Origin of the sequence: Actinacidiphila yeochonensis CN732 (genome assembly GCF_000745345.1) — a bacterium.
Lineage (GTDB): Bacteria > Actinomycetota > Actinomycetes > Streptomycetales > Streptomycetaceae > Actinacidiphila > Actinacidiphila yeochonensis.
In genome coordinates this window covers 116,918-129,589 of record NZ_JQNR01000003.1, presented here as the reverse complement: position 1 = coordinate 129,589, position 12,672 = coordinate 116,918, and the positions used below count along the sequence as shown (strand labels likewise).

Sequence of the window (12,672 nt, the reverse complement as noted above, 5' to 3'; positions counted from 1 at the left end):
TCACGCCTCCGAGGGGACGAGGCGCTCAAGCTCCGCCTTGGTGGAGTCCAGCAGCTCGTTCCAGGCCGCCTCGAACTTCTCGACGCCCTCGTCCTCCAGGAGCTTCACGACCTCGTCGTAGGAGATCCCGAGGGCCGCGATGGCGTCCAGGTCCGCGCGGGCCGCGACGTAGGTGCCGCGGATGGTGTCGCCGGTGATGCCGCCCTGCTCGGCGGTGGCCTCCAGCGTGGCCTCCGGCATGGTGTTCACCGTGTTCGGCGCGACCAGGCCGGCGACGTACAGGGTGGCCGGGTAGGCCGGGTCCTTCACGCCGGTCGAGGCCCACAGCGGGCGCTGCTTGTTGGCGCCGGCCTTCTCCAGGGCGGCCCAGCGCTCGGAGGCGAAGACCTCCTCGTAGGCCTCGTAGGCCAGCCGCGCGTTGGCGACGGCCGCCTTGCCCTTGAGCGCCTTGGCCTGGTCGGTGCCGATCTTCTCCAGCCGCTTGTCGATCTCGCTGTCGACGCGGGAGACGAAGAACGACGCCACCGAGTGGATCTGGGTGAGGTCGATGCCGGCCGCCTTGGCCGTCTCCAGACCGGAGAGGTAGGCGTCCATCACCTCGCGGTAGCGCTCCAGCGAGAAGATCAGCGTGACGTTGACGCTGATGCCGCGGCCGATGACCTCGGCGATGGCCGGCAGCCCCGCCTTGGTGGCCGGGATCTTGATCAGGGTGTTGGGGCGGTCCACCAGCCAGGCCAGCTGCTTGGCCTCGGCGACGGTCGCCGTGGTGTCGTGCGCCAGGCGCGGGTCGACCTCGATGGACACCCGGCCGTCCTGGTGGCCCGTGGCGTCGAAGACCGGGCGCAGCACGTCGGCGGCGTCGCGGACGTCCGCCGTGGTGATCATCCGGATGGCCTCTTCGACCGTCACGCGGCGCGCGGCGAGGTCGGTGAGCTGGGCCTCGTACCCGTCACCCTCCGAGATGGCCTTCTGGAAGATCGACGGGTTGGTGGTGACACCCACCACATGCTGCTGGTCGATCAGCTCGGACAGGTTTCCGGACGTGATGCGCTTGCGGGACAGGTCGTCCAGCCAGATCGCCACGCCTTCGTCGGAGAGGCGCTTGAGTGCGTCTGTCATGGGGATTGCATCTCCTGTTGTGTCGTGTTACCTGCGTCAGCGATCAGCGGCGGCGAGAGATTCCCGCGCCGCGGCGGCCACCGCCTCCGCGGTGAACCCGAACTCCCGGAAGAGGACCTTGGCGTCGGCCGAGGCACCGAAGTGCTCCAGGCTGACGACCCGTCCGGCGTCTCCCACGTAGCGGTACCAGGTCAGCGCGATACCGGCCTCGACGGCGACCCGCGCCCGCACCGACGGCGGCAGCACGCTGTCGCGGTACTCCTGGTCCTGCTCCTCGAACCACTCCACACACGGCATCGACACGACGCGGGTGGGCACGCCCCCGGCCTGGAGCTCGTCGCGGGCGGCGACCGCGAGCTGCACCTCGGAGCCGGTGGCGATGAGCACCACCTGCGCCGGGCCGCCCTCGGCCTCGCGCAGCACGTAGCCGCCGCGGGCGGTGTCGTCGTTCGGCTCGTAGACCGGCAGGCCCTGGCGGCTGAGCGCCAGACCGTGCGGGGCACCCTTGCCGTACACCTTCGTCCAGCGGCGCTGGATCTCCCGCCAGGCGATGACGGTCTCGTTGGCGTCGGCCGGACGGACCACGTTCAGGCCCGGGATGGCGCGCAGCGAGGCCAGGTGCTCCACCGGCTGGTGCGTCGGGCCGTCCTCGCCCAGGCCGATCGAGTCGTGCGTCCACACGTAGGTGACCGGCAGGTGCATCAGCGCCGACAGCCGCACCGCGTTGCGCATGTAGTCGGAGAAGACCAGGAAGGTCCCGCCGTAGGCGCGGGTGTTGCCGTGCAGGGTGATGCCGTTCAGCTCCGCGGCCATCGAGTGCTCGCGGATGCCGAAGTGCACCGTGCGGCCGTACGGGTCGGCCTCCGGCAGCGGGTTGCCGGTCGGCAGGAACGAGGAGTTCTTGTCGATCGTGGTGTTGTTGGAGCCGGCGAGGTCGGCCGAGCCGCCCCACAGCTCCGGGATGACCCCGCCCAGCGCCTGCAGCACCTTGCCGGAGGCGGCGCGGGTGGCCACGGAGCCGCCGGCCTCGAACACCGGCAGGTGCTCCTCCCAGCCCTCGGGCAGCTCGGCGGCGGCGACGCGGTCGAAGAGCGCGGAGCGCTCGGGGTTGGCGGTGCGCCACGCGGCGAAGGACTTCTCCCACTCGGCGCGGACGTCGCGGCCCCGGTCGCCGACGGCGCGGGTGTGGGCGATGACCTCGTCGGCCACCGCGAAGTGCTGGTCCGGGTCGAAGCCCAGGACACCCTTGAGGGCCCGCACCTCGTCCTCGCCCAGGGCGGAGCCGTGGGCGGCCTCGGTGTTCTGCGCGTTCGGGGCCGGCCAGGCGATGATGGAGCGGGTGGCGATGAACGACGGCCGCTCCGTCTCGGCCTGCGCGGCCTTCATGGCGAGGTACAGCCCGTGGACGTCGAGGTCGCCGTTCTCCTTCGGGGCGACCCGCTGCACGTGCCAGCCGTAGGACTCGTACCGCTTGCAGGTGTCCTCGGAGACGGCCGTCTCGGTGTCACCCTCGATGGAGATGTGGTTGTCGTCCCACAGCAGCACGAGGTTGCCGAGCTTCTGGTGGCCCGCCAGCGAGGAGGCCTCCGCGGAGATGCCCTCCTGGAGGCAGCCGTCGCCGGCGATCGCCCAGACGGTGTGGTCGAAGGGGGACTCGCCGGTGGCGGCCTCCGGGTCGAACAGGCCGCGCTCGTAGCGGGCGGCCATGGCCATGCCCACCGCGTTGGCCACACCCTGGCCGAGCGGGCCGGTGGTGGTCTCCACGCCGGTGGTGTGGCCGTACTCCGGGTGCCCCGGGGTCAGCGAGCCCCAGGTCCGGAAGGACTCCAGGTCCTCCAGCTCCAGGCCGTACCCGGCCAGGTAGAGCTGCGTGTAGAGAGTCAGGCTGCTGTGCCCGGCAGAAAGGACGAAACGGTCCCGGCCGGTCCACTGCGCGTCCGACGGGTCATGCCGCATCAGCTTCTGGAACAGCAGGTATGCGGCCGGCGCCAGGCTCATGGCCGTGCCGGGATGGCCGTTACCGACCTTCTGCACGGCGTCGGCGGCCAGGACACGCGCGGTGTCCACCGCGCGCTGGTCCAACTCGGTCCACTCAAGGTCTGCGATGGTCGGCTTCTTGCTCACCCTGGGTCAGGGCTCCTCTCCACATACGTTGAAAAAGTGCCGGTGACTGCTGCCTATCCGACGCTGTCGAGCCTACCGCCGCAGAACCGGGGGCCTCCGACCGCGCTGGTGCTTCTGTGGACAACACCAGCCGAAACGGCGGTGGCGCGGCGGTGGCAACCGGGTGATGGGGCGTGCCCGGCCCGGCCGCGCGCGACGACGCCGCGTCAGGGACCGCCGCCGCCGCGGCCGCAGCGGCACCGTCTGCCGGCCCCGTGTGCCGGCCCCTTGCGACGGGCCCGCGAGGCACCGGCGGACGGGGGGCGCCGCGGCGCGACACGGACGCGCGGGCGACCCCGGGAGAAGGCCGGGTATTCCCTGCGTCTAGAGTGGCGTGGTACGCGCAAGCCTCACCAGGTCCGCTGATTTCCGGCGGCGGAGCTTGCTGGTCTCATCATCTCGTGGGGTGTTCGTGACGGCCGTCGATTCCCGACCCGCAGGGGTCATCGGGACGGGCTCTGCGCCGACAGGCTCGGCTCACCGGCCGCCGAAGGCGCGCGTCATGGCCTTCGTGGCCCTGACCAAGCCGCGCATCATCGAGCTGCTGCTCATCACGACCGTTCCGGTGATGTTCCTCGCCGCGGGCGGAGTGCCGAGCCTGTGGCGGGTGGTGGCGACCGTCGTCGGCGGCTATCTGTCGGCGGGCGGCGCCAACGCGCTCAACATGTACATCGACCGCGACATCGACGCGCTGATGCACCGCACCGAGCAGCGTCCGCTGGTCACCGGCATGGTCTCGCCGCGCGAGGCGCTGGTCTTCGGCATCACCCTCGCGGTGGTCTCCACCGCCTGGTTCACCGTGCTGGTGAACCCGCTGTCGGCGGCGCTGTCGCTGGCCGCGATCCTCTACTACGTCTTCGTCTACACCCTGTGGCTGAAGCGGCGCACCGCTCAGAACATCGTGTGGGGCGGCATCGCCGGGTGCCTCCAGGTCTTCATCGGCTGGTCGGCGGTCCGCAACGAGCTGGCCTGGGCGCCGTTCGTGCTCTTCCTGGTGCTGTTCTTCTGGACGCCGCCGCACTACTGGCCGCTGTCCATGAAGGTGAAGGACGACTACGAGCGGGTCGGCGTGCCGATGCTGCCCGTGGTGGCCGGCAACAAGGTGGTCGCGCGGCAGATCGTCATCTACAGCTGGGTGATGGTGCTCACCTCCCTGACGCTGTGGTGGCCGCTGGGCGAGACCTCCTGGTTCTACCCCGTGGTGGCGGCCTTGCTCGGGGCGTTCTGGCTGCGCGAGGCGCACGGGCTGCACGCCCGCGCCAAGGCCGGCGTCACCGGCCCGGCCCTCAAGGAGATGCGGCTGTTCCACTGGTCCATCACCTACGCGACGCTGCTGTTCGTGGCCGTCGCCGTGGACCCCTTCCTGCACTGAGCCTCCCGCGCTGAGTCCCCGGTGCCGGCCCTTCCCTGGGGCGGCGTCGGAGTGCCCCTCCTTATGGACCCCGGATGATCCCGGGCGGCCCCAGGCCGTCCGGGATCACCGCGTTCGCGCGGCGGTACGTCCGGGCGGGGGTGCGCTGTCGGTTACCCGCGAGTAGGGTGCGGGTATGGCTGACAGCACGGTGGAGAGGGACGCACGGGCCGATCGGCGGGTCCGGCGGCTGACCCGGCAGATCCACGCCTTCGGGCGGGCGCACGGCGGCACGCAGGCACACCTGGAGTACATCGGGCAGCGCGGCGCCCGGATCGTCCTGGTGGGGGAGGACGGTGCCTGGGGCGACCTGGTCGCGCCCACCTACGCCATCGGCGAGCGGGCCGTGCGCGGCTCCGGCGCCACCGTCCGCGAGGAGTTCGGCGCCGAGCTCGCCGCCGAGGTCCGCACTGGGCCGTACGAGTGGACCCGGATGGCCGGTATCCAGATCGGCGGTCCCGCCAACACCTAACCGCGCCCCCGCGCGTTAGTCCCGGTACGGCGGTCCGCCCGGGCGAACCCTGGAGCCGCCGGGCGGGAGCGGGTCCCGCGAGCGTCCCCGTGGTCCCGGCCGGCGCCGCCGTCCGACCGGGGCGCGGGCCGACGGCGGACGGGACGGGGTGCGGCCGATGACCGGAGTGCGGGCACGCCTGCTGGACGCGTACTGCCACGGGTACGACCCGGGCGACCTCGGCCTCGGCGGCTTCGAGGCCCTCCTGCCGGGCGAGGCGGCGCCCGGCACGACCCTTTTCGACAGCCCCGCCGGCTACGCGGTGCGCCGCTGGTGCCCGCCGCTGCTGGGCCTGGAGCCGCACTGCCCGCCCGCGCGCTACCTCGCCCGCCGCCGGGAGCTGGGGGCCTTCCAGGCCGTCCGGCTGCTGCTGCGGGGGGCGGGCATCGCCGGATACGTCGTGGACAGCGGCGAACCGGGCGGGCTGGCCTCGGCGAAGGAACTGGCCGAGGCGGCGGGGGCGCCGGCCGGCGAGGCCGTGCGGCTGGAACCGCTCATCCAGCAGGTGGCCGACACCTCCGGCACGGTGGACGCCTTCCTGGCGAACCTCGCCGAGGCCGTCCACAGCGCGGCGCCGGCGGCCACCGCCCTCTGCCTCGACGGCGCCCTGCCCTGCGGCGGTGTCCCCGGGACCCCGGCGTTCCCCGCGGGGTCCGTGGAGCCGGCCCTCCCGGGGGCCGCCGCCCTGGGGGAGCCCGGGTGCGGCAGCGGATGCGGGTGCGGCGGCGCGGGGGACACCGGACCGCCCGGACCGCTGGACGTGCGGCGGGCCGCGGGCCGGTGGCTGGCCGTGCGCCGGGTACGGGAGCGGCCCGCCGATCCGGTGCTGCTGCGCCACCTGAGGTGGCAGGCGGTCGCCGCCGGGCTCCCCCTGCTGCTGCGGTACCCCTGCGGCGGCCCGGGCCCCGGCGCGGACGCCGCCTTCCTGCGGGCAGCGGCCGGGCTCGGCGCGGACGTGGTGCTGCTGCCGCCGGCGCGGCACGAGGCGGCCGCGGCGCTGCTCGCCGCCCAGCTGCCCCACGTGCACGTGGCCGTCGGCGGGGACCCCTCAGCGGTGCTGGCGAGCACCCCGTTCGGCAAGGTCCTCTACGGCAGCGGCGCGGCCGGCCTGCCGGAGCTGCACGTGGCCGCCGCCGGCGGGTTCAGGGTGGGCCTCGGCCGCCTGGTGGCCGAACGGGTCGCGGCCGGCGAGTGGAGCCGGGCCGACGGCGAGCGCGTCACGTCCCTGGTGTGCGCGGGGAACGCCGCCCGCCTCTTCCCGCAGGCCGCGACCGCCCCGGGCGCCGCCAGGCGGCCGCTCACCGGGTGACGGGCGGCCGCGTGCACCGGGTCGCGGGGCGGTCGCGGTCGCCGGGTGGCTGGGCGGCCGGGTGACAGGGCGGTCGGTGACAGGGCTGTCGCGGTGGCCGGGCGATGCCAGGCCGAACGGCGTCAGGTGACCGACAGCCGTTCCGGGGCGGCAGGCACCGGCACCCGGGGATCGGTCTGCGGCCGCTCGCGGAAGGAGAGCAGCACCCGCAGCACGGCGATCCAGACCAGGCACGCGCCGAACATGTGCAGGTCGACCAGGGCCGCGGGCAGGTGCGTGAAGTACTGGACGTAGCCGATGACGGCCTGCCCCATGAGCACCAGGAACAGGTCGCGCGCCCGTCGCTGCGGCCCCACCGGGGAGTCGACCGCCCGCAGCACGAACCACAGGGCGACCGTCAGCCCGACCACGATCCACGCGAAGTCGGCGTGCAGCTGGGCGACCGTCCTCCAGTCCACGGGGATGCGGCGCACCGTGTAGGAGCCGGAGGACTCGCCCGGGTGCGGGCCGGCGCCGCTGACCATCGTGCCCACCACGATCAGCACCGCGGCCGCGGCGGCGAGCACCTGCCCGAGCTGCCGCACCGGCTTGCCCACCAGCGGGCGGGCCGCCGCGTCGCCCTCGCCCAGCCGGTGCCAGGTGAGGACGGCGACGGTGATCAGCGCCGCCGACAGCAGGAAATGGAGGGAGACCACGTACGGGTTGAGCTTGGTCAGGACGGTCAGACCGCCCCACACCGCGTTGAACACCACCACCCAGAACTGCGCCCAGGCCAGCCTGAGCACCCCGGGCCGCCGCCGCGCGCTGGAGCGGACGGCGATGATGGCCCATCCGATCACGGCGCACAGCACGTACGTCAGCATGCGGTTGCTGATCTCGATGGTGTGGTGCAGGCCCATCTCGCGAGTGCCGAGCAGGCTGTCGCCCCGGCAGGTCGGCCAGGTGGGGCAGCCCAGTCCGGAGGCCGTCACCCGCACCGCGCCGCCGGTCACCACGATCACCACGGACATCACCAGGGCGGCGAAGGTCGCCCGGCGCACCGTCACGGGATCGGGGGTCCACCGTGCGGCGATCCAGGCCATCGGGTTCCGCGCGATGTCCCGCGCGTGGGAGAGCAGCTTCGGCACGCCCCTCATCGTAGGCGTCTTCTTGTGCACGCTTTCACGAGGGGGCGGCCAGTCTGTGGAAAACCCGGGGGAGCCGCGGGGAAACCGCAGGGGGAAGCCGGGGGAAACGGCTGCCGACGGCGTGTCGACGCATGACCAATGATCATGTGAAAAGACGCAAAAACGGTAAAAGGCGGAAGAAGCGGGAAAGCCGGAAAACGCCTCCGCCGAGGCGCCGCGCGCCCTAGCATCATCGGTCACACCCCGTGCCGGGCCGGTGCCGCAGCGCCCCGGTCCGCCCGACAGGAGGGCTCGCGGATGGCCGGCCAGCACCGTGATTCCGTCAACCGCCGAAGACTGCTGTACGGGGGCGCCGCCGCGGCCCTCGGCGGCGCCGGCGCCGCGGCCTGGGCCAGCGGTGCCTGGGACGCCCCCGCCGCCGGCGCCGCCACCGGCGACCACCCCGGCTACGCCGACGTGGTCGCCGACTTCGGCGCCAAGGGCGACGGCCGCACCGACGACAGCGCCGCCTTCCAGGCCGCCTACGCCTACGCCGAGCAGCGGGCCGAGAGCGGCACCGGCCGCACCGTCGTCCTGGTGCCGCCCGGCCAGTACCTCGTCACCCAGCCGGGCGCGCTGATCGACGCCGACCAGCCCACCCACCAGCGCAACGGGCTCCGGTTCGTCGGCGGCGGCCTGCGGATCAGCGACATCGTCTTCGCGCCCAAGAGCGTGGACGAGGACGCCGGCACCTACCTGTGCCGCAACAACGACACCTGGCAGAACGTCTCCTTCGAGGGCCTGCGCTTCACCTCGGGCACCCCGGGTGCCTCGTTCTTCTCGTCCTACTCCACCGGCGGCGCGGCCAACTACCGGTTCACCGAGTGCGAGTGGATGGGGGAGTGGGAGTACGGCATCGCGCTCGACGGCAGCAACGACAACTCCGAGATGCGCTGGGAGGCGTGCCGGGTCGGCGGCGCCTACCGCAGGGCGTTCCTGTACTCCGGGCTCTCGAAGCGCTCCACCACACCCGAGCAGCAGGACCAGTTCCTCAACTACTGGTTCACCGACATGAACGTCACCTACGAGTGGGGCGACTTCCTGGAGTTCCCCTACGGCGGCTCGATCACCTGCCGCTCCGGCAGCTACATCGTCACCGGGCGCCGCCCCACCCCGCACCCCGACTACGGCTTCGAGAGCGCCTTCTTCCGCTTCCCGCGCCCCTCGCACTTCGACGGCGTCCAGCGCTTCCACGCCGAGGACATCCGCTTCGAGCTGCGCGACGACGCGGTGGTGGTGATCGACTGCGACTGGAACCGCGGCACCGTCCACTTCAACGACTGCGACGACACCGCCCACGCGTTCAAGTCGTTCTCCGACGGGCTCCGCGCCCACCGCTACACCCTCACCGGCAACGGCCCCCTGGTCCGCTACGACTCCTGCCAACTGGTCGGCAACCACCTCTACCGGGGCACCCGGGCCGCCAACCCCCCGGTCTGCGTGCGCTACGACATGTGCCGCCTCGCCTCGCACCCCCGGGCCCAGTTCCTGGCGCTGGACGACTCCGGCGGCGGCACGGACTTCGCCCGCTTCGTCGACTGCGTCCCAGCGGGCTGAGCCACCCGGCGGGGCTTACGCGTCGAAGTCGTACTCCAGGACGTACGACGCCGCGTCCAGGGTCATCTCGTTCACCTCGACCGGCTGCCCGTCGTCCGTGTAGGCGGTCCGGCAGACCAGGATCACCGGCGTGCCCGCGGCGAGCTCCAGCCGGCCGGCCTCGTCCGCCGAGGGCATGCGGGAGCGGATCTCCTCGCGGAAGCGGGCCGGCGCGTGGCCGAGTTCGGCGAGGCGGGCGTAGATGCCGCCCGGCCCCGGGTCCTCCCGGACGACGGCCGACCCCGCCACCAGGGCGGCGGGCAGATAGGACGTCGCCAGCAGCACCGGCTTGCCGTCCAGGACGAATCTGCGGCTGCGCACGCAGACCGCCTCGCCTGCCTCGATCCCCAGCACGGTCGCGACGTCCTCGCGCGCCGCTTCCTCCGTGACCTCGATCTGGTCGACGACGAGGTTCCGACCCTCGGACTCGGCGGCCCAGATCGAGCGGCCGCCGCCCCACCGGCTGCCGGACACCCGCTGGATTCCCCGCCGCCGCAGCGGCCGGAAGGCACGGACGAAGACCCCGGCCCCCTTGCGCGCCTCGGCGACGCCCTCGCTCTGGAGTACGCCGAGCGCTTGGCGCGCCGTCATCCTGGCCACCTCGTAGGTCGCCATCAGGTCGTTCTCACCCGGCAGCCGATCGCCCGGGCCGTACTCCCCGCGGTCGATCGCCACCCGCAGATCGTCGGCGATCCGCCGGTACTTCGGCTGACGACGCCCGCTCTCGTTGCTCATACCGGCTCCTCGCCTCTCCTCTCTAGACAGCATAGGGGCGGGCGGATGGCGCACCTGTTCGGCGCTCCTGCCCACGAGGCGGTTGACATCTCTAGAGATGTTGGCTTTCCTGAGATGTATAGAGAAGTTGCCGGACGACTGCCTTTTGAGAGGCCGAAGTCCTCTGCGCTCCGGAGGGAACTCTTCGTGCAAAGGTCATCTGAGCGGCAGGCCGCCCTGCTCCGAAATCCCGATCGCCGCCCGATCGGCGTGTTTCCTCTCGCCGAACGTGTGCCCTTCATTGCCTCATGGACGTCTGAGAGCGCTGAGCAGCCTGAGGTCGTCCAGCGCCGAGGCCGACTGGCCTATCTCAACGAACGCCCGTATGACCGTGACGGCGACGGCATCCTCTGGCGCCGAGTACCGAGCAGCCCCGGCAAGGGGAAACCGCAGTACGGCAAGGTGCACTTCCTGCGTCAACGGCAGGCGATGGGCGGGCTCCTCTGCCAGGTCTGCGGTCGGCCCGCCGGCCATGACAGCGACGGCGACGGGCTTCTGTGGCTGCTCGGAGACGCCCCCGATCCCCAGGGCGCCTGCCCCTCGGAACTGGTGACCGGCCACCCGCCGGTGTGCCTCGCCTGTGCCCGGCAGTCGGTGCGGAGTTGTCCGCACCTGCGTCAGCGGTACACGGCGGTGCGCGTCCGCCGCTTCGCGCTCAGCGGTGTGCACGGGGTGCTCTACCGCCCGGGCTTCCCGAGCCCGGTGCCGTACGAGGTCGGCGGTCTGGACTTCGGGGACGACCGGATGGCGTGGATGCAGGCAGCCCAACTCCTGATGCGCCTGGACCAGTTCCATGCCGTGGACCTGGAGTCGGAGTATCAGGTACTCGCTCGGCGGCGCTGAACGGAGCGCACGGGGTTCCCGTGGCGGCGCGGCGGGCTGACCGCCGTCCCCGGACCGCGGCGGTTCACGCCGCCGGCGCCACCAGGTGGCGCACGCGGGGTTCGCCCGCCGCCAGCGACCGGGCGCGCTCCACCAGCTCGGCGTCGTACCCGGTCAGCCGGCCGTCGTGCTGGAGCAGGTGCTCCTGCCACGAGGGGACCTCGAAGATCTCGACCCAGACGTTCTCGCGCTCCGCGTCGCGGTAGAGGGACCAGTGGACGGCGCCGGTGCGGCGGCGGGAGACGGACAGGGCCGCCATCGCCGCGCGGAAGTCGGCGGTGCGGTCGGCGGCCACCTCGTAGTCGATCTCGACCAGCACGGGGCCGCCCCCCGGCTCCTCGTCGAAGGCCAGCATCGGCTCGGGCCAGGGCGCCACCGCGTCCCGTTCGAGGGTGCCGGTCCGGGCGTGCACCGGCCAGAGCGCCAGGGACAGCGAGGAGAGCAGCAGCAGCGCGGTCGCGGCCAGCAGCGTCGGCCGGATGCCGGCCGCCTGGGCCAGCAGGCCCCACAGCAGGGTGCCCACCCCCTGGCCGCCCATGAAGACCATCAGGTAGACGGCCAACCCCCGGGCGCGCACCCACGCCGGCAGGGCCAGCTGGAGGGTGGTGTTGAGCGTGGACAGCGCGTACAGCCAGCCGACGCCGGTCAGCACGAGGAGGACCGCCACCACGACCGGCTGCGTCACCAGGGCCGCGGCCGCGCTGCCGGCGGCGAAGGCGCAGCCGCTGAGGGCGAGCAGGAGGTTGCGGCCCACCGCCGCCCGGACGCGCTTGACGGTGACGGCGCCGGCGATCGCGCCCAGTCCCAGAGCGCCCAGCAGCAGTCCGTACCCGCCCGCGCCGAGGCCGAGCCGGGTGGAGGAGACCACCGGCAGCAGGCCCCACAGGGCGGAGGCGGGGACGACGAACAGCCCGGCGCGCAGCAGCAGCCGCCGCACTCCGGGCGCGTTGCGGACGTAGCGGGTGCCGGCCGCCAGGGCGGGACGGATACGCTCCGGGGCCCCCGCGCCGCGCGGGTCGGCGCGGTGCCAGGCCGTCAGGGCGCCGACCACGCCGAGGAACGACACCGCGTTGATGGCGAAGACCACGTCGGGGCCGGTGACGGCGACGATGACGCCGGCGAGGGCCGGGCCGACGGCGCGGGCGAGGTTCACGTTGAGGCTGCCGAGCGCCGCGGCCGCGGGGATCTGCCCGCGCGGGACGAGTTCGGGCTGCACCGCCTGCCAGCCGGGGCCCGTCAGCGCGCTGCCGCAGCCCAGGAGGAAGACCAGCGCGATGAGGACCGAGGGGGTGGTCAGCCCGGCGGCGGTCAGGGCGGCCAGCGCCGCGCTGACCGCCGTCATCCCGACGGACAGCCAGATCAGCAGGCGGCGCCGGTCGAGCACGTCGGCGAGCACCCCGGCGGGCAGCGACAGGAAGAGCACGGGCAGCAGCGAGGCCGCCTGCACCAGCGAGGTCAGCGTGGGCGCGTTCGGCTGGTGGACGAGCATCCACTGGGCGCCGACGGTCTGCATCCAGGTGCCGACGTTCGACCCGAGCTGGGCCAGCCACAGCGACCGGAAGGTCCGCAGCCGCAGGGGCGCCCAGGACGACCCGCCGCCGTCCTGGCCCCCGGCCGTCGGGCCGCTGCCGGCGGGGCCGCTCCTGCCGTCGGCGGACCGGGGCTCGGACCCCTCCGTCCCTGGGGACTGCGGTGGCGCGGCCATGGCGGGCTCCCTCCCCCGCGGCCGCCTCGCGGACCC

The 12,672-nt window shown here is 73.2% G+C and carries 10 protein-coding genes; 5 read left to right on the top strand and 5 right to left on the bottom strand.

Annotation, left to right across the window (positions count from 1 at the left end):
* The gene (gene tal / locus BS72_RS02290; RefSeq protein WP_037905961.1) at positions 1–1,119 is read right to left on the bottom strand and encodes a transaldolase; all 1,119 of its coding nucleotides are present in this window, start codon (positions 1,117–1,119) and stop codon (positions 1–3) included.
* A 36-nt stretch (positions 1,120–1,155) separates the two neighbouring features.
* On the bottom strand, positions 1,156–3,243 hold the full coding sequence (tkt, locus tag BS72_RS02285; RefSeq protein ID WP_037905959.1) for a transketolase: 2,088 nt from the start codon (positions 3,241–3,243) through the stop codon (positions 1,156–1,158).
* Positions 3,244–3,694: 451 nt separating this feature from the next.
* Between tkt and BS72_RS02280 the strand changes: the two genes are divergently transcribed.
* The 3 genes from BS72_RS02280 (at position 3,695) to BS72_RS02270 (ending at position 6,513) form a co-directional block, all read left to right on the top strand.
* On the top strand, positions 3,695–4,654 hold the full coding sequence (locus BS72_RS02280; protein ID WP_037907305.1) for a heme o synthase: 960 nt from the start codon (positions 3,695–3,697) through the stop codon (positions 4,652–4,654).
* A gap of 175 nt (positions 4,655–4,829) precedes the next feature.
* Complete coding sequence (locus BS72_RS02275; RefSeq protein ID WP_037905957.1) at positions 4,830–5,165, top strand: hypothetical protein; 336 nt, start codon at positions 4,830–4,832, stop codon at positions 5,163–5,165.
* Positions 5,166–5,322: 157 nt separating this feature from the next.
* A complete protein-coding gene (locus BS72_RS02270; protein WP_051950564.1) occupies positions 5,323–6,513 on the top strand; it encodes a hypothetical protein in 1,191 nt (396 codons plus the stop codon).
* A gap of 122 nt (positions 6,514–6,635) precedes the next feature.
* Here the strand turns inward: BS72_RS02270 and BS72_RS02265 are convergent, their stop codons facing one another.
* On the bottom strand, positions 6,636–7,649 hold the full coding sequence (locus tag BS72_RS02265) for a COX15/CtaA family protein (RefSeq protein WP_037905955.1): 1,014 nt from the start codon (positions 7,647–7,649) through the stop codon (positions 6,636–6,638).
* Between the two features lie 288 nt (positions 7,650–7,937).
* Between BS72_RS02265 and BS72_RS02260 the strand changes: the two genes are divergently transcribed.
* Positions 7,938–9,236 carry a glycosyl hydrolase family 28-related protein gene (locus BS72_RS02260; protein WP_037905954.1) on the top strand — a complete coding sequence of 433 codons (1,299 nt, stop codon included), beginning with the start codon at positions 7,938–7,940 and terminating at the stop codon, positions 9,234–9,236.
* A gap of 15 nt (positions 9,237–9,251) precedes the next feature.
* Here the strand turns inward: BS72_RS02260 and BS72_RS02255 are convergent, their stop codons facing one another.
* Positions 9,252–10,010, bottom strand: coding sequence for a GntR family transcriptional regulator (locus tag BS72_RS02255; protein ID WP_037905951.1), 759 nt, complete (start codon positions 10,008–10,010; stop codon positions 9,252–9,254).
* Between the two features lie 270 nt (positions 10,011–10,280).
* Here BS72_RS02255 and BS72_RS02250 point away from each other — a divergent pair, with 270 nt between their 5' ends.
* Complete coding sequence (locus BS72_RS02250; RefSeq protein WP_232792188.1) at positions 10,281–10,892, top strand: hypothetical protein; 612 nt, start codon at positions 10,281–10,283, stop codon at positions 10,890–10,892.
* A gap of 64 nt (positions 10,893–10,956) precedes the next feature.
* Here BS72_RS02250 and BS72_RS02245 read toward each other — a convergent pair whose 3' ends face one another.
* The gene (locus BS72_RS02245) at positions 10,957–12,636 is read right to left on the bottom strand and encodes an MFS transporter (protein ID WP_078900952.1); all 1,680 of its coding nucleotides are present in this window, start codon (positions 12,634–12,636) and stop codon (positions 10,957–10,959) included.
* Between the last annotated feature and the right edge of the window lie 36 nt (positions 12,637–12,672).